This window comes from Ruegeria sp. BB6 (assembly GCF_056539385.1).
Genome location: NZ_JBQFUW010000007.1, coordinates 117385 through 134544, shown reverse-complemented (window position 1 = coordinate 134544; position 17160 = coordinate 117385). Strand labels below are relative to the sequence as shown.

The window sequence follows — 17160 nt, the reverse complement described above, 5'->3', positions numbered from 1 at the left end:
CGCGCCGTCCGAAATCGCCCTGACAAGACACCACCCCAAAAGCGCCTGTCCCCCCGGACGGGTAAGGAAAACGCGTTTGGCGCGGTGCACCAAGGACACATGGCTAAGAAAATGCTTATCGATGCCACCCACGCGGAGGAAACCCGCGTTGTGGTGGTCGACGGAAACAAGGTCGAGGAGTTCGATTTTGAATCCGAAAACAAACGCCAGCTTGCTGGCAACATCTACCTGGCAAAAGTAACGCGGGTCGAACCGTCCCTTCAGGCTGCTTTCGTAGACTACGGTGGCAACCGTCACGGGTTTCTTGCGTTTTCGGAAATCCATCCGGACTACTACCAGATTCCGGTAGCTGACCGTGAGGCGCTGATGGAGGAGGAGCGCGCTTACGCCGAGGCGATGAAAGCGCGAGACGAGGCCGAGGAAACCAAGCCCAAGAAGCGTCGCTCACGCTCGCGCACCAAGGCTGCGGATGTAAAATCTGATGATGCAGTCGAGTCGGTCGAAGTGTCGTCGGAACCCACCGGCATGGAAACAATTGATCTGGACGACAGTGACGAAAATCCCGATCTTGAAGTACCGGAAGGGACATCTCCTGCGGATCGCGTAGCCGAGACGCCTGTCGAGGAACCCATTGACGACGCGCCTGAAGCATCCGAAGACACTGTGGACGAAGGCGTTGAAACCAAATCTGATGAGACTTCGGAGGCCGAGGAAACAGATGCGACCATCGAAACGCCGGACGAAGTAAGTGCCGTCGAAGAAAGCTCTGACGGTGACGTCGCTGAGGCTGCAGCCGCAGAATCCGAGGACGCGTCGGCTGAAGGTGAGGCCAAGGAAGATACGGACGAGGCGGAAGCCCGCGCAGATGCGGCGGCCAAAGACGACTCGATCGAATCTGTCGCAGATGAGGATGACAGCGAAGATATCCGTCCTCCGCGTAAGCCGCGCCCGCGTCGGTACAAGATTCAAGAAGTCATCAAGGTTCGCCAAGTTCTGCTGGTTCAAGTCGTAAAAGAGGAACGCGGGAACAAGGGCGCTGCTTTGACGACATACCTGTCTTTGGCTGGTCGTTATTGCGTTCTGATGCCAAACACGGCGCGCGGTGGCGGGATCAGCCGCAAGATTACCAATGCGCCGGACCGAAAGAAGCTGAAGGAAATTGCAGCCGACATAGACGTGCCGACCGGCGCTGGTCTGATTATTCGGACGGCCGGAGCCAAGCGCACCAAGTCCGAAATCAAGCGCGACTATGAATATCTACAGCGCATGTGGGAGCAGATTCGCGAGTTGACGCTCAAGTCCATTGCGCCCGCCAAGATTTACGAAGAAGGCGACCTGATCAAACGGTCGATCCGCGATCTTTATAACCGTGATATTGATGAGGTTCTGGTTGAAGGCGAGGCGGGCTATCGCATCGCCAAGGACTTCATGAAGATGATCATGCCGTCGCACGCCAAGAACGTGAAACGGTATGAGGACGCGTTGCCTCTGTTCGCGCGCTATCAAGTCGAAAGCTACCTGGCCGGGATGTTCAACCCGACCGTGCAGCTCAAGTCCGGCGGTTATATCGTGATTGGCGTGACCGAGGCGTTGGTTGCGATCGATGTGAACTCGGGCCGAGCGACCAAGGAAGGCTCGATCGAGGAAACCGCGCTCAAGACCAACCTTGAGGCCGCCGAGGAAGTTGCGCGTCAGCTTCGTCTGAGGGATCTTGCGGGTTTGATTGTTATCGACTTTATCGACATGGATGAGCGGAAGAACAATTCCGCCGTAGAAAAGCGTCTGAAGGATAAGCTGAAAACGGACCGCGCACGTATCCAGGTGGGTCGTATTTCGGGCTTTGGACTGCTTGAAATGAGCCGCCAGCGCCTGCGCCCAGGCATGCTTGAGGCGACGACGCAGCCGTGTCCGTCCTGCCACGGAACTGGTCTGATCCGGTCTGACGACAACATGGCGCTTACAATCCTGCGCCAGATCGAGGAAGAAGGCACGCGCCGCCGGTCGCGCGAAGTTCTTGTGCGGTGCCCTGTAAGCATTGCCAACTTCCTGATGAACCAAAAGCGTGAGCATATCGCGCAGATTGAAGCTCGGTATGGTTTGTCCGTGCGGATCGAAGGTGACGTGCACTTGGTCAGCCCGGACTTCTCGTTGGAGAAGTTCAAGACAGCAAGTCGGATCGTTCCCGAAGCCAGCGCCCCGGTCGTGTCGGTAGATGCTTCGCTGATGGATTTGGTGGATGCTGATGAAGACGTGCAGGTTGAGGAAGACGCCCCTCAGTCCGAGGAAGAAGATAAACCCAAACGCAAGCGTCGCCGTCGTCGCCGCAAGAAGAACAATGGTTCGGGTGAGGCGACCGAAGTTAGCACCGAGGAAAGCGAAGCTACCGCTGTTGAGACAGCAGACGAGCCGATTGTAGAAACCGAAGGCAATGACACGACCGAAGAAGAAAAGCCGGTCAAGCCAAAACGCCGCCGGTCTCCGCGCCGCAAGAAAAAAGATGCCGAAGTGGTCGAAGCGACCAGCGACGCGGTAGAGACGGAAACCACACAAGAGGCTGCGGAACCCGAAGCAACGGTATCTGAGGCCAGCGAAACCGTGGCCGCCGAGGAAGCCGAACCTGTTGTCGAAGTCGAACCTGAAGCGGAACCTGTTGCCGAGGAAGTTTCAGAAGCAATTTCGCCTGAAGAAACTGAACAAGTGGACGAACCAGTTGCAGAGCCAGAACCTGCGCCAGAAGTGGAAGCGGAACAATCTGTCCCGGAACCTGTTCTGGAAGCGGTGGCTGAAGAACCCGAGAAGCCAAGCGAACCGGCCAAACCAAAAAGACGCGGCTGGTGGTCGTTGGGACAATAAAAGTAAAGGCGGTCAACTCAGCCCGCCTTTTTTTGTTGTTCAACGGCGTCCGGTTTCACCCCGTTTTTTGAATAACGTAGACTTGGTGCCCGTCGGCATCCTCTTGGGAAATCAGCAAATGGCCACTCTCGGCACAAAAATGCGGTACATCTATGATTGCAGCGGGATCATCCGCCAAAACGCGCAGCAACGCGCCTGCGGGCATAGACTTTAGGCGTTTGCGCGCCTTCAAAACGGGCAGGGGGCACAGAAGCCCCAGCGCATCAAGGGTTTCGGATGAATCTGACATAAGGACCAAATATTTCCAGTTTGGAGAAGTGTCCAGCTTGCAACCACGAGGATGTGACCGAATGGCCCCGTGACGCGGACAGAGTCATATCATATGTGCTGAGTCATGTTCGGAATTGACATCATAGACGCGGGCCTTTTGCCTGCCATGTTCATCGCTCTGCTTGGTGGATTGATCAGTTTTCTTTCGCCCTGCGTCCTACCAATCGTGCCGCCATATCTGGCTTATATGAGCGGCGTTTCGATCAACGACATGCAGGATCAGGCGCAGGCGCGGCGCAAGGCGACTCTGACGGCGCTATTCTTTGTACTGGGTTTGTCGACCGTTTTCCTGTTGTTGGGATTTACAGCCTCGGCCTTTGGCGCATTTGTGCTGAAAAACCAGGTGCTGTTTGCGAAACTGTCGGGCGCGGTTGTAATTGTTTTTGGGCTGCATTTTCTGAACGTTTTCCGAATTCCGTTCCTTGATCGCGAAGCTCGTATCGACACTGGTGAAACCGGAGGCTCGGTTTTCGGCGCTTACATTCTGGGGCTGGCCTTTGCCTTTGGGTGGACGCCATGTATCGGCCCACAGCTGGGCGCAATCCTGTCTCTCGCAGCGTCTGAGGCATCAGTGGCACGAGGAACATTGCTGCTGGGTGTTTACGCCGCAGGTCTGGGTATTCCGTTTCTACTGGCTGCGATGTTCCTGAATCGCTCAATGACTTTGATGAACCGGATCAAGCCCCATATGGGCGCAATCGAGAAAGTGATGGGCGGCCTGCTTTTGTTCGTCGGCATAATGCTGATTACTGGCCTGTTTACAGAGTTTAGCTGGTGGTTACTGGAAACCTTTCCCATGCTGGCGAATTTTGGATAGCCTCCAGAACTGGCTTACCTTGTCGGAAATGCTGCGTTAACTTGCGTGGTAAAAGGTGGGGTTATGAGCAGTCACACAAGTCAGTCCAAGGTGCGACGCCGCCGGGTGTTTTACATTCCCGGCTACGATCCGATCCATCCCCGCAGGTATCGCGAGCTGTACCGCAAGGAAAGTCGCGCACAGGCCGAGATCTCGGGATATGAAATTTCGGTCTCGGCCAAATCAGGTGACGGTCCGTATGGATGGCACGTGCGCTCGATTCAGGACGGAACCGAGGTTACTAGCGACATAGAGGTTCTTCACTGGTCGGATATTGTTCGCGACAGTATGTCCAACTCTATCATCGCTACGTATCGGCAACTGATCCAAACCGCTTGGATATACATTTCGACCGGCACTCTTTGGAGGTTGATGAAACTGCGAAAAGGGCCCGTTATTGCAGCGCTTTATCCTGTTGCGATGTTGCTTGCTCAACTGTTGATTGCCATGTTTCTGGGCTGGAGTGTGGCTGCTTTGCTGTATGCGGTTGTTGGCTGGTCTTCCATCCTGCCTGCGGCGATTGTCGCGTATTTTACCCTGCGCTGGTTTCGACGGGCTGATAGCAGGTTTTTTGCGTATTACCTGATGCATGATTATGCGTATTCTGCTGAAAATAAGGGGAAAATTCCTGAACCACTAGGGCATCGCCTTTCAGATTTCACTAAACAAGTTCTCGACGCGCTTAAGAGCGATACAGACGAAGTCCTGATCGTTGGCCACAGTTCTGGCGCGCATCTTGGGGTGAGTGTCTTGGCCGAGGTTCTTCGGTCCGGCCCTGGCACCGCAAACCGACCCGTGCTGTCTTTTCTGACGCTGGGCCAGGTCATTCCCATGGTATCGTTCCTACCCAACGCGCATGACCTACGCGCGGATTTACGTTATCTATCCCAGCAGAACGAATTGACGTGGGTTGACGTTTCCGCCCCAGGAGACGGATGCTCATTCGCTTTGTGCGATCCAGTGGCGGTTTCCGGGGTCAGTTCCGAGGGGTCAAAATGGCCCCTTGTTCTATCGGCAGCTTTCACCCGGACCCTTTCAGCCAATCGCTGGAAAGAGCTGAGGTGGCGCTTTTTTCGACTACATTTCCAATACTTGTGTGCTTTTGATCAAGTAGGAACGTATGACTATTTCCGCATCACGGCGGGGCCGCTGACCTTGGGCGATAGGTTCGAGGGACGCGCGCCCTCCAAGTCTCGGATTGCCGAACCCGTATCCAAGTTTCGTTCGGTGCAGGCATGACGCCACCAAAGCCCGCTGCGCGACCGGACAAAGTATCGCTGTGGCAGTATCTCAAGCTATTCCGCAAGGACATCCTGTCAGCGCAGCCACAACGCCTCTACCGGGCTTGGATGGCCGAATTCAGAACGTTTTACTTCAGGTCATACTTGATCAATCAGCCCGATCTCATTGAGAAGGTGCTGAAAAACAAGGCCAGCGACTTCCCAAAATCAAACCGGATCAGCGAAGGGTTGCGCCCCTTATTGGGCGAGTCAGTGTTCCTGACGAACGGAGAAACCTGGAAACGGCAACGCCGTATCATTGACCCTGCATTTGAAGGCGGTCGCCTGAAGGACACGTATCCCGCAATGTTGGATGCTTCTAACGCTGCAGTCGAACGCATGCGGCCACTTTCGGGCACCTGCGTTGAAATTGAGGAATTCACCAGCCACGCCGCGGCGGATGTGATTTTCAGAACCCTGTTTTCCGTTCCAATAGAACACAGGATCGCCGCGCAAGTATTTGAAAAATTTAAAAGTTATCAGCGCGCTCAGCCATTGCTGAACATCGCTGCGTTCGTACCATTGCCAAGATGGTTCCCGCGTTTTCATTCGGCCGAGACTCGAAGAAATGCCAGAGAAATTCGATCTTTAATTGAACGCTTAACCGCGGATCGCGCATCACAGCTAGCCCAGAACAAAGCGCCGGATGACCTTGCCACCAAGATCATGACGACGCCTGATCCAGAGACCGGAAAGTGTTTTGATACCAGCGAGATGGTCGATCAGGTCGCTATTTTCTTTTTGGCAGGTCACGAAACCAGTGCTTCCGCTTTGGCGTGGACGCTTTATTTGATGGCGCTGTATCCGGAATGGCAAGACAAAGTGGCGGCTGAGGCGCAAACGTTTGATGAGCGGAGTTTCTCGTCATTGTCCCGATTAAAGATAAGCCGGGATGTGTATCGAGAAGCGCTGAGGCTTTACCCACCAGTGCCAATGATGGTCCGCGAAAACACCTGCCCAGAAACGTTTCGAGATCGAAAAATCGATAGGGGTTCGCAGATCGTGATCAGCCCTTGGCATTTGCACCGGCACGAGCGCCTTTGGGATCAGCCCGACGCATTCGACCCATCTCGGTGGGAGACCGAGAACGGCAAGTCGTGCCAACGCAATGCGTTTATTCCATTCTCCACTGGGCCACGTGTTTGCACCGGGGCTGGATTCGCGATGGCAGAAGGTCCGTTGTTGCTGTCCGTGTTGCTGCGGTCATTTCGCTTTGAGTTGGTGAAGGACCGAGTGCCTGTTCCAGTTGCACATCTTACCGTCCGGTCGAAAGATGGCATTTGGTTGCGCGTGGGTGAGCGCTAAACAACTACCATCGCCTTGCGCCATGATGTATGCGGTTCAAAACAGCGGAATCATTTCAAACGGGAAAACCTTATGTCCAAATCTGAACAGCGCGAACAAATGTCTAACGGTGCGGGCTTCATTGCTGCGCTGGATCAAAGTGGCGGTTCAACCCCCAAGGCACTGGCGCTTTATGGGGTAGAGGCATCGGACTATTCCTCGGATGAAGAAATGTTCGGTGAGATTCAGAAGATGCGCGCGCGGATCATTTTGGGCGCTGACTTCACCAAGGACAAGGTGATAGGCGCAATCCTGTTTGAACGTACACTTTCCGAACAAATCGACGGTCGAACCGTGGCCGACTACCTTTGGTCAGTCAAAGGCATCGTTCCTTTCCTCAAGATTGACAAAGGCTTGGAAGACGAAGCGAACGGCGTTCAGATGATGAAGCCGATCCCGGGCCTTGCTGATACGTTGGCCAAGGCTGAGGGTGTTTTTGGCACCAAAGAACGCTCGGTCATTCACGAAGCAAACGCCGAAGGCATCGCGGCAGTCGTCGCCCAACAGTTCGACGTCGCCCGCGAGGTTGTCGCCGCCGGGATGGTTCCGATTGTTGAACCTGAGGTGAACATTAACTCTGCAACCAAAGCCGAAGCCGAAGACATTCTGAAAGCTGAAATCCTGAAGAACCTGGATCAACTGCAGGACGGGCAGGATGTGATGCTGAAGCTGACCATTCCCAGCCAGGCTAACCTGTATGACGAAGTGGCCGATCATCCGCGGGTGGTCCGTGTTGTGGCCTTGTCGGGCGGATACTCGACCGAACAAGCCTGCGACCTGCTGGATCAGAACGACAAGATGATCGCGTCTTTCTCACGCGCGTTGACCGAAGGTCTGTCAAAACAACAGTCTGACGCAGAGTTCAACACCGCTTTGGGTGGGAACATCGACAAGATTTTCAAGGCGTCCGTCTAAGGTTCGCTAACTTACTGGCTTCGTGAAATCGCGGCGCAGTTGCGCCGCTTTTTCGCGCATGACGCAATCAACAGCGTGGTCGTTTACCAGACCCATCGCCTGCATGAAGGCAAATACCGTTGTTGGCCCTACGAATTTCCATCCGCGTTTCTTGAGGTCTTTGGACATCGCAATGGATTCCGGGGAAGTTGAAGCCGTCTGCGGATTTTCAGGCATTTCAGCCTCAAACCCCCAGACGTAAGCAGCAAGGGACCCTTCGGCGGCAACCAACTCTTGAACACGCCGGGCATTGTTGATGACCGCCTCGATTTTTCCGCGATGGCGAACGATCCCTTCGTCCTTAAGCAAGCGTTCGACGTCAGCCTCATCAAACTCGGCCACCTGATTGAAATCAAAGTGCTTAAACGCTTTCCGAAAGTTCTCGCGTTTGGACAAGATCGTGCGCCAGCTTAGGCCGGACTGAAAACTCTCAAGACACAGTTTTTCAAACAACCGCTGGTCATCCGCCACCGGGTAACCCCATTCCTGATCATGGTAATCAAAAAACTCTGGAGCAGAACTGCACCATGCGCAGCGTGGTTTTCCGTCTGGTCCAACTACGGTTTTGCTCATCACTTGTACCCCATTTGTTCTCATAAACTTTAGTAAAGTTTGCACGAAAAACACAACTGTTTTCCGTTAGGACCGATACCAATTCAGAATGAAAACGCGGATGGCCGAAGCAAGCCCCACATCTGGATCACGCGCCACATCAATTTCTGCTGCTAACGCGTTGATCGGAGTATTCTTTGACTTGGCAATATCCCTAAATGCCTGCCAAAACTCATCCTCCAACGAAACGGAGGTTCGATGCCCTTTGAGTGTCAGTGACCGTTTGACAGGGCGGCCGCTCATTTGTCCAACTCGTGATTGTCGAGGTCAGAGCGTTGCTTGTCCTGTTGTTTTTGCAGGACTTCTTTCTCAGCCTTGCTGCGCCCGAAAGCGACAGAGTTCTGATCCGCGCGGGCTTTTTTCTCAGCCCGCGCTTTTTCTTTTCGATACCGGTTGAGGTTAACCGGTTTGCCCATCAGCTTTTGGGTCCGATCATGTGTTCAGGACGAACCACGGCGTCAAAGGTTTCTTCATCGACAAACCCAAGAGCGATCGCTTCTTCTTTGAGGGTCGTCCCATTCTTGTGGGCCGTTTTCGCGACGGTCGTCGCGTTGTCATACCCGATCGTGGGGGCCAGAGCGGTCACCAGCATCAGAGATTCTTTCATCAGCTTTTCGATCCGCGGCTCGTTGGCCTGAATGCCCATCAACATGCGCTCGGTAAAGCTGTCGGCGGCGTCGCCCAACAACTGAATGGACTGCAGCAGATTATAGGACATCATCGGGTTATAAACGTTCAGCTCAAAATGGCCCTGGCTGCCCGCGAATTTGATCGCGGCGTCGTTGCCCATCACATGGGCGGCAACTTGGGTAATCGCTTCGGCTTGGGTCGGGTTTACCTTGCCCGGCATGATCGAAGATCCCGGCTCATTTTCCGGCAGGATCAGTTCCCCAAGACCCGAGCGGGGACCGGACCCCAGCAGGCGGATGTCATTCGCGATTTTATAGCAGCTTCCCGCAATGGTCGCCAAAGCGCCGGACAGGAAAACCATCGCATCATGCGACGCCAAAGCCTCGAACTTGTTGGGGGCGGTGACGAAGGGCAGGCCGGTAATTTCCGCCATGTTTGCGGCGACGGCCTCGCTCCAGCCGTCATGCGTGTTCAGGCCGGTTCCAACGGCCGTACCGCCTTGGGCCAGCTCGTAAATTCCGGGCATCGCCGCCTTGACCCGTTCAATGCCCTGACGGATCTGATGCGCATACCCACTGAATTCCTGACCCAGTGTCAGAGGCGTGGCATCTTGTGTATGCGTGCGCCCGATCTTGATGATGTCGCCAAATTCTTCGGATTTCTTTTCGAGCCCCGACGCCAGTTTTTCCAGCCCGGGCAGCAGAACATCGCGGACGCTCATGGCGGTGGCAATGTGCATCGCGGTCGGGAAGGTGTCGTTGGACGATTGACCCATATTGCAATGATCGTTGGGGTGAACCGGGTCTTTTGATCCGATCACACCGCCCAGAATCTCAATCGCGCGGTTCGCGATCACCTCGTTCGAGTTCATGTTGGACTGTGTGCCCGATCCGGTTTGCCAGACGACCAGCGGGAAGTTGTCGTCAAACTTGCCCTCGATAACTTCGCCAGCGGCCTGAATAACTGCGTCGGCGATCTTGGCGTCCAGCTTGCCGATCGCCTTGTTTTCCATCGCACAGGCTTTTTTGATCACACCAAGCGCACGAACGATGGCGACAGGTTGCTTTTCCCACCCAATCGGAAAGTTCATAATCGAACGCTGAGTTTGCGCGCCCCAATATTTGTCGGAAGGAACCTCCAGCGGGCCAAAGCTGTCGGATTCGGTGCGGGTCTGAGACATCGGTCACTCCGTCGTATAAGCAGTCGTTTGCCGTTTACCTGCAGCATTGCTGCCGTGCAATCGGCCAGTTTCGCGCACCTTAAACTCACCGACTGGAAAGGTATAGATAAGTAGCTGCGTCATTTTTCTTGATCGAATGACAATTCGCACCATTGTCAGTGACGACGGCTTGGCTAAACTGCGAGGGTCATCAATTTGGAGGCTAACGTGCCCCAATCTGCAAGGATTAACCCACTAAAACTGTTCGCCTTATCAATGGGTGTACTCTTTTGTGTGGCTCTTTCAAACGTTTCGGCCCACGCCGCAGATATTGGCTCTTTTGTCGGCGACTACGTAGGCTCGGCCAAAGTTATAGATCAGGATGGAACTGAAACCCCTCGGGACATGAGCGTCTCGATCCAAGAGACCAAAGACGGTTTCAATGTCAGTTGGAAAACCACGACCTACAAACTGGATGGTCGGGTGAAAGAGCAGTCATTCTCGATAGATTTTAAGGAATCTGAGCGGTCAGACGTGTATTCCGCTGCAATGAAGCGGAATGTCTTCGGTCACGAAGTTCCTTTGGATCCCATGCGGGGTGAGCCTTTTGTCTGGGGTAGAATTGTCGGCGACACGCTGACTGTTTTCTCGTTGTTCATAGACGAGGACGGGGGCTATGAATTGCAGCAGTTCGATCGCACACTTGCCGAGGGCGGATTGAACCTGTCTTTCTCAAGATTCCGAAACGGAATAAAATCCCGTTCCGTGGAAACTTTCCTGGAAAAACAGTGATCCCGTAAGGGCTATTTTCTGAAACTATCCAACGAGACGACATCAGCATCATGCTGGTCTTCTTGCTCGTCCACCTCGATCGTTTCTTCGACGATCTGGGCGGGTTCTTCGTCGTCATCTGGGCTTTCAAATCGAAGGCCAAATTCGACCGAAGGGTCCACGAAAGTCTTAATCGAACCGTAAGGGATATAGAGCGGTTCTGGCGCATCTCCGAAATTGAGCGTGATGGCAAAGCCGTTGTCGCCCACTTCAAGGTTTTCAAACCAATGCTGCATGACGATTGTCATTTCATCCGGGTACCGCTCGCGCAGCCAATCGGCGATTTCGACTCCGTCATGGCCGATGTCAAAGGTGATGAAAAAATGATGCGCCCCAGGCAGGCCATTTTCGGAAACATTTGTCAAAACGGTCTTGATTAGGCCACGCATGGCTGTGTGCATCAAGTTCCCATAGTCGATGTCCTGCGACATTTGTCATCCTCAAAAGTGGTTGCCCCAAGCATAAGGGATTCCCTCGGAAACGAAAGGCCGGGCGCACCATGATTGTTCAAAGATATTGAAGCCCGATACCGGCGACGGCCATAACAGCCAGCGTCAGCCCCATGCCAAATTTCAACTTAAATATCAACACCCCAGCCAGCAAAGTCAGCATTGCCGCCGCCAGATTCAGCGAAGAAAAGTTAGGCCACGGCACGGAAATGATCCACCAGTGTTTGTCAGGGATGTTGGTGAAAAGAACGTTAAGACCAAACCAGACTGACAGGTTGAGAATCACACCGACGACTGCTGCGGTTATGCCTTGCAGTGCTGCCGAAAGCCTTGGGCGCGCCGCCAAATGCTCTAAATACGGTGCGGCAAGGAAAATCCACAAAAAGCACGGTACGAACGTCGCCCAAAGAGCGACCGCTCCGGCCGCGATTGCCAGGCCAGCTCCTCCCTCTGATTGACCTGTCAGCATGGCAACAAACTGTGTAACCAGAATAAGCGGCCCCGGTGTCGTTTCCGCCAACCCAAGCGCGTCGATCATCTGATCCGTAGTGATCCAGTGGTACTTTTCAACAACGGTCTGCGTCATATAGGCCAGCACAGCGTAGGCACCGCCAAAAGTGACGACCGCAAGTCGCGCAAAAAACCAGCCCAGATCACTCAGCAGTTTTTTTTGTCCTGCAGCCCCTAAGATGAACAATGGCCCTAGCCAAAGGATCAGCCAAAGCGCGCAGGTTCTGACTGGTTTAATGGCCGGCGGAGGCGGGGATGGCAGAGGGGGCACGCCCACCTGATTGAACCGAGCGAAACCCCAGGCCGCTGCTGCCAGAATAATAAGGGGAAAGGGCAGGTTCAGTGCGAATATCGACAGGAACCCCAATCCCGCGACGATGCGGTGCTCAATATCCGTGAGCGCCTTGTGCGACAACCTGAATAGCGCCTGTAACACGATGACAATCACCGTTGCCTTGACCCCCAGAAACCCCGCCTGAACAAGAGGCAAGTCGCCGTAGGCCGCGTAAAGTCCGACCAGAACCGAAATCACGATTGCGCCCGGCAGGACAAACAGTCCACCAGCGATGAGGCCGCCGGGCACCCCGCGAATCCGCCAGCCCGCAAAGGTCGCCAACTGCATCGCCTCTGGTCCAGGAAGCATCATGCACAGGGACAAGGCTCTGAGGTATGTCTGTTCGTCCAGCCAGGAACGTTTTTCGACCAACTCCTGGTGCATGAGCGAGATTTGAGCCGCAGGACCGCCAAAAGACAGCAATCCGATGCGCCCGAAAACGCGGAACAACTCTGCAAATGTTGGGATCATGATTTGCGACCTGTAGGCCAATCGTGCTGTTCCTCGAACCCATCACGCGCCCATCGATAAAGAGCGTCGTAAAGGTGCAACCCTGCCTCCAGGTTTTCATGGTCGTCTCGGTATTGCCGCGATAGGCCGACGGACACCGCCAAAAGCCCCGCTGCCTCGGGCGACAAGTCGTGACGATTGGTATCCGCAGCGCGAATAACAGTCGCCAACCGATCAAGAGGAGGAGAGTGCAGGGCGAACTCATCCAGCATCGTGTCAAAAGTACAGCGATCCCCGCGATGGCTCCAGAACACGTTTTCTACGTCAAAGGGCGTCGCGCTGAAGGCTTCGGCTGTATTTTCAACCTCGCCCGGAGCGACGAAAAGAAATTGTGCTTTGGGGTCCACGAACCGGCGTATCAGCCAGGGGCAAGCGATGCGATCTATCTTTGGCCGGTGGCGTGTTACCCATAGGGATCCTTGCGACCCCAACGCGGAAAGGGTTGCTGCAGGTATGCGGGGTGCATCCGGCGTTTCCTTCCACGCGAACATCCCGCCCTCTAGGTATTCGGCCTGCACACCGTCACTACGCAGCCATGAAACCACACCTTGACTAAGTTTCCTTCCTTTTTGGCAAATAATGACCGCGGCTTGATCTCCGATCATTTTCCTTAGACCGGCAAGATCATTTGCGGGATGTCGGCACGAACCCGGAATAAGGTAAGGGTCCGCGTCGAAGTCTGCGTCTAGACACACATCGACCAACAAAGGCGCGGTTGGAGTTCCGATGAGTCGTGAAAGTTGTTTGGGCGTTATCGAGTTCGGCGCGGGCATAGCATGTTTCCTGTCTCAAGCGGATACATGCGAAACTTGGGCTTGCGCCTCACGGGGCGTTCGCAATCTTACCCCATGCCCCTTGCTACAGCGCATGGGACAAGGGGGTCAAGATTTCATGAGTAGCTCAGGCCCAATCCAGCCGTTGGCCCGTCATGCAGACGGGCAGGGTGTCTTGTGGAAATTGGCCGAGTTGCTCGAACAGGGAAACGAAGTCGAACTGATTATACGCCTCGACAACGCGGCCATCCTTTATGCGCCCGATCAGGCTGCCTGTGGCCTGAAGGGGTGCGCCATTGTCGGCGCGGGTTGTTCTCACGTGAAGGATCGCGGAAACCCAGTCACCTTCTTCAATTATTTTCGGGATTTCGACTTTGATGTCGCCAAGAATATGCCGGAATGCCATGACCAGATCGCGAAATTCATCCGCACCAACCTGCATTTCGGGGATAAGCCCTTCGGCCATGCCTTCAGGGGCAAAATACTTGTCGATTGCATCGGTATTGCCGTTTTCCCAGACCTCGGAATACCACTCTCTGAGCACTTCTGCGTGTGACATCTCAGTTCTCCTGTCTTCGTGGACAGAACATGGACGCAATGAGTGAACAAACTCTGAAAATTCCAGCAGGAGATTTTCGGTATGACGCGGGGAAAATGCAGGTTTCTGTTGCCAGGTACCTGCGAACCCCGCCTTACGCGGCTAGGCGCAAGGGCTTAAGTTTCGGTCTTGTTACTGCTTACGCAGCAACTGCAACCGGAGCACGATTGTCGTTTGCAATTGTACTAGTTTCGCCGATAACGGTGGCAGACAGCCGAGACAAAGCTAACCCCTTTAGACGTTCGTCGATCCTGTTTCGGCCCCATGATCCCCAAACGAGAGATATTGGTGGAGCCGCCGGGTACCGCCCCCGGGTCCGATCCGCTTATTACGAGCGCGTTTATGTCCATAGTCCCGAAGGACACTCTCTATATAGGTGAGCAAACGCGCGGATGCAAACGGGGAAACGCTCGCAATCTTATCATTTATTTTTAAAGATTTAAGTGGCTTTATTGAAGTTCGCGAGTATCAACCACAACGCCAAAACCAATTCGATTCCACCAAAGGTCAGCGCTTTGACCAGCGGTGGATTGTCCAGCGCGACCGACACAAACCGTCCCAGCGCGGCACCGGCATAGACAACGCCCAGCATCACATAACCCATCGGATTATTCAGCAGCAGAACCACGGCTCCGGTCACGACAAACAACCCTCCGACCGAGGCGCGCATTTCGCTCAGCCCCATAGTACTGTCGGTTGGCGCCAGATCCAGCGAGGCGGCGGTGAAGGCGGGGGCCAGGAACCCAAACAAGCCAAAACCAATGGTCAGGATGGCTGCAATTACATTAAGTCCTGTGGTCATCATGCCCTCATCAAACAGTTTTTCTGCGCTGGTCCGCAACATCCTGCGCCAGTTTTCGAGTGTAGTTTTCCAACTTAACAAGCGTTTCATCAACAGCTTCGGAATCTCTGTCCTGCAAGGCATCCACTATCTGATTGTGGAGTGAGATAATCTCCTCGCGCGATCTGGCCGAAAAGGTGATCATGTTCATCAAGGGCTGCATCGCCTCGACTGCACCAGCCAATTGATAGGACAGGACCGGGTTTCCCGCGCCGTCGACCAGCGCACGGTGGAAAGCAACGTCCGACGCGCAGAACGCCTCATCCGTAAGGCCGGGCTGCGCTTGCCTGAATATTTCAGCCCGCATTGTTGCCAATTGATCCGCAGTTCGGCGCTGCGCCGACAAAGGCGCACAGGCGCGTTCCAGCGCATAGCGCGCCTCACAAGCCGTATCGAAGGCCACGGCGTTCATGGATAGCAATAGGGTCGATGTTGTGATTTGCTGAGTGTAAGCGTCTTCAAAGCTCAACCGATTGACAAATGCCCCGCCAGTCGCACCTCGCTGCGTTCGGATAAGCGATTGAGCTGCAAGGCGTTTCAAGGCTTCGCGAACGGTCGGGCGTGAGACTTGGAATTGATCCGCAAGTTCGGCTTCGGACGGCAAACGCTCATCCACGATCAACTGCCCTGAGATGATTGCGTCACGGATAGCCTGAGCGATCTGCGCGGACAGATCTGCAGGTTTTTGGGGGTCGATTTTCATAATCGGGGACCATTGGCGAATTTTTATTTGTCTGACATTTAAAAGTCTGACATTTGAAAAGCAAGGACTGAGTCGGGAGGAACAAGTGAGTCGCGCAGTTCTACGTAACGGCTTTTGGCTGGGCTTTTATGCTTTGATCCTGTGGGCGTGGTGGATGATGTTCACCATGAGTCAAAACATGGATGTTGATTGGATTGGCCGTCCGGGTCCGATGGGTCAGGCGATGGCGGCTATGGACCCACGCATGGACATGTACATGCCCATGGCCGAGTTTGGCCCTCTGTTTTGGATGTGGGCAATTATGATGGCAGCCATGATGTTGCCCACGCTAGTTCCAACCTTGCGCAGTTACGATGACCTGATCCGCAGCGCCGATGGAACACGTGCGGGGTGGGTTGGTGTTCTGAGCGGCTATTTTCTGGTCTGGGTCGGCTTCGCGGCAATCATTACCGGCGTGCAGCTTGTGCTTCTGTATGGTGGCGTGGTCGATATGCTGGGCATTTCCAAGTCCAATATACTTGCCGCAGGGCTCCTGATCGCCGTCGGCGCGTTTCAGTTCACCCGCGCGAAGGAAGTCTGCCACGGTGTCTGCCAAGCCCCGATGACCTATTTCCTTGGACACTGGAAAACTGGGTTTTCGGGCGGTTTACGCATGGGTCTGGGTCTTGGCGCGTTTTGCGTGGGCTGCTGCTGGGGCTTCATGGCGCTTGGGTTTGTTGGCGGCGTGATGAGCCTTTTGTGGATGGGTCTGGCGACCCTGTTCATGGTTCTCGAAAAACTCCCTCAGATCGGGCACGCGGTGACGCGGCCGCTGGGGTTTGCTCTTATCGCGGGCGGTCTTGTGCTGCTCGTGTATCCCTTTGCTTACGGAGGATAAGCCTATGGCAAAAAACAGAAAACCGGAATCGGACCGCTTGCCGATCAGTCAGCGCATCGACAGCCGTATGCCCAATCCGAAACGGCGCGAAATGAGCCCGACAGACTGGGCAATCAAGGGTGAGCTGATCCTAAACTGCTCGTGCGATGTGTTCTGCCCGTGCGTCGTTTCATTGGGGGCGCACCCTCCGACGGAAGGGCACTGCCATGCTTGGATGGGCGTCATCATCGACGAAGGTCACTACGAAGGCGAAGACCTTTCGGGCCTGAATGTCGGGCTGTTGGTCGATATTCCAGGGCGGATGGGTGAAGGCCAGTGGAAGGTCGCTGCGTATGTGGACGAACGCTCAAGCGGCAAAGCCTACAACGGTTTGCTGCAGATATTCAGCGGACAGGCCGGGGGCACAACGGGTCTTTTCACCATGCTGGTCAGCGAAATCATCGGTGCCGAGCGTGCTCCGGTCCAGATCGAGCGTGACGGGAACAAGCGCCGCATCATGATTGGCCGCAAAATTCAGGGCGAAATTGAAATGATGGCTGGCAAAGATGCTGATCACCCGGTCATGGTTTCCAACTCCAAGTACTGGATGGGGCCGGACATCATCGTTGCGCGCGGAACAAAATCCAAGGTTCGCGACTATGGCCGTGTCTGGGACTTTGGCGGAAAATCTGCCGAAATTTGCCCAATCGACTGGCACGGCCCCAAGTAGCGAGGAC

At 54.7% G+C, this 17160-nt stretch carries 19 protein-coding genes and 1 other RNA gene; 8 read left to right on the top strand and 12 right to left on the bottom strand.

What is annotated here, in order from left to right; genetic code table 11:
- The first annotated feature begins 99 nt into the window (after positions 1-99).
- Positions 100-2853 carry an Rne/Rng family ribonuclease gene (locus ACR0B7_RS16270; protein ID WP_170571106.1) on the top strand — a complete coding sequence of 918 codons (2754 nt, stop codon included), beginning with the start codon at positions 100-102 and terminating at the stop codon, positions 2851-2853.
- A 55-nt stretch (positions 2854-2908) separates the two neighbouring features.
- Here ACR0B7_RS16270 and ACR0B7_RS16265 read toward each other — a convergent pair whose 3' ends face one another.
- Positions 2909-3142 (bottom strand): sulfurtransferase TusA family protein, encoded by a 234-nt coding sequence (locus tag ACR0B7_RS16265; protein ID WP_170388481.1) that lies wholly within the window; start codon positions 3140-3142, stop codon positions 2909-2911.
- Between the two features lie 105 nt (positions 3143-3247).
- Between ACR0B7_RS16265 and ACR0B7_RS16260 the strand changes: the two genes are divergently transcribed.
- From ACR0B7_RS16260 to ACR0B7_RS16245, 4 genes are all read left to right on the top strand, one after another.
- A complete protein-coding gene (locus tag ACR0B7_RS16260; RefSeq protein WP_170485488.1) occupies positions 3248-4000 on the top strand; it encodes a cytochrome c biogenesis protein CcdA in 753 nt (250 codons plus the stop codon).
- 63 nt (positions 4001-4063) lie between these two features.
- Entirely contained in the window at positions 4064-5278 is a 1215-nt protein-coding gene (locus tag ACR0B7_RS16255; RefSeq protein WP_170576885.1) for a hypothetical protein, read from the top strand.
- Positions 5275-6624 (top strand): cytochrome P450, encoded by a 1350-nt coding sequence (locus ACR0B7_RS16250; RefSeq protein WP_170576884.1) that lies wholly within the window; start codon positions 5275-5277, stop codon positions 6622-6624. The genes ACR0B7_RS16255 and ACR0B7_RS16250 overlap by 4 nt, the downstream gene beginning before the upstream one ends.
- Positions 6625-6696: 72 nt before the next feature.
- On the top strand, positions 6697-7578 hold the full coding sequence (locus tag ACR0B7_RS16245) for a fructose bisphosphate aldolase (RefSeq protein ID WP_170485485.1): 882 nt from the start codon (positions 6697-6699) through the stop codon (positions 7576-7578).
- Between the two features lie 6 nt (positions 7579-7584).
- Here ACR0B7_RS16245 and ACR0B7_RS16240 read toward each other — a convergent pair whose 3' ends face one another.
- The 4 genes from ACR0B7_RS16240 to fumC form a co-directional block, all read right to left on the bottom strand.
- Positions 7585-8190 (bottom strand): DNA-3-methyladenine glycosylase I, encoded by a 606-nt coding sequence (locus ACR0B7_RS16240; protein WP_170485484.1) that lies wholly within the window; start codon positions 8188-8190, stop codon positions 7585-7587.
- Positions 8191-8256: 66 nt separating this feature from the next.
- On the bottom strand, positions 8257-8472 hold the full coding sequence (locus tag ACR0B7_RS16235) for a ribbon-helix-helix domain-containing protein (protein ID WP_170388470.1): 216 nt from the start codon (positions 8470-8472) through the stop codon (positions 8257-8259).
- Entirely contained in the window at positions 8469-8645 is a 177-nt protein-coding gene (locus ACR0B7_RS16230) for a DUF4169 family protein (RefSeq protein WP_170485483.1), read from the bottom strand. The genes ACR0B7_RS16235 and ACR0B7_RS16230 overlap by 4 nt, the downstream gene beginning before the upstream one ends.
- Positions 8645-10039, bottom strand: a complete 1395-nt coding sequence (gene fumC, locus ACR0B7_RS16225; protein WP_170485482.1) for a class II fumarate hydratase — start codon at positions 10037-10039, stop codon at positions 8645-8647. The genes ACR0B7_RS16230 and fumC overlap by 1 nt, the downstream gene beginning before the upstream one ends.
- A 255-nt stretch (positions 10040-10294) precedes the next feature.
- Here fumC and ACR0B7_RS16220 point away from each other — a divergent pair, with 255 nt between their 5' ends.
- A complete protein-coding gene (locus ACR0B7_RS16220) occupies positions 10295-10810 on the top strand; it encodes a hypothetical protein (RefSeq protein ID WP_480682036.1) in 516 nt (171 codons plus the stop codon).
- Between the two features lie 11 nt (positions 10811-10821).
- Here the strand turns inward: ACR0B7_RS16220 and ACR0B7_RS16215 are convergent, their stop codons facing one another.
- The 7 genes from ACR0B7_RS16215 to ACR0B7_RS16185 all read right to left on the bottom strand — a co-directional run bounded on the left by ACR0B7_RS16215 (position 10822) and on the right by ACR0B7_RS16185 (position 15567).
- Complete coding sequence (locus ACR0B7_RS16215; protein WP_170388462.1) at positions 10822-11280, bottom strand: ClpXP protease specificity-enhancing factor SspB; 459 nt, start codon at positions 11278-11280, stop codon at positions 10822-10824.
- A 76-nt stretch (positions 11281-11356) separates the two neighbouring features.
- Positions 11357-12613 (bottom strand): chromate efflux transporter, encoded by a 1257-nt coding sequence (gene chrA / locus ACR0B7_RS16210; RefSeq protein WP_170485481.1) that lies wholly within the window; start codon positions 12611-12613, stop codon positions 11357-11359.
- Positions 12610-13197 carry a chromate resistance protein ChrB domain-containing protein gene (locus ACR0B7_RS16205; RefSeq protein ID WP_480681995.1) on the bottom strand — a complete coding sequence of 196 codons (588 nt, stop codon included), beginning with the start codon at positions 13195-13197 and terminating at the stop codon, positions 12610-12612. The genes chrA and ACR0B7_RS16205 overlap by 4 nt, the downstream gene beginning before the upstream one ends.
- Before the next feature lie 355 nt (positions 13198-13552).
- Positions 13553-13984 carry an ester cyclase gene (locus ACR0B7_RS16200; RefSeq protein WP_170485479.1) on the bottom strand — a complete coding sequence of 144 codons (432 nt, stop codon included), beginning with the start codon at positions 13982-13984 and terminating at the stop codon, positions 13553-13555.
- A gap of 94 nt (positions 13985-14078) precedes the next feature.
- Positions 14079-14425: a transfer-messenger RNA gene (gene ssrA / locus ACR0B7_RS16195) on the bottom strand.
- A gap of 37 nt (positions 14426-14462) precedes the next feature.
- A complete protein-coding gene (locus ACR0B7_RS16190) occupies positions 14463-14825 on the bottom strand; it encodes a DUF4345 family protein (RefSeq protein WP_170485478.1) in 363 nt (120 codons plus the stop codon).
- 10 nt (positions 14826-14835) lie between these two features.
- Entirely contained in the window at positions 14836-15567 is a 732-nt protein-coding gene (locus ACR0B7_RS16185) for a FadR/GntR family transcriptional regulator (RefSeq protein ID WP_170485477.1), read from the bottom strand.
- An 85-nt stretch (positions 15568-15652) separates the two neighbouring features.
- Here ACR0B7_RS16185 and ACR0B7_RS16180 point away from each other — a divergent pair, with 85 nt between their 5' ends.
- A complete protein-coding gene (locus ACR0B7_RS16180) occupies positions 15653-16444 on the top strand; it encodes a DUF2182 domain-containing protein (protein ID WP_480681992.1) in 792 nt (263 codons plus the stop codon).
- 4 nt (positions 16445-16448) lie between these two features.
- Entirely contained in the window at positions 16449-17153 is a 705-nt protein-coding gene (locus tag ACR0B7_RS16175; protein WP_170485476.1) for a DUF1326 domain-containing protein, read from the top strand.
- The last annotated feature ends 7 nt before the right edge of the window (positions 17154-17160 follow it).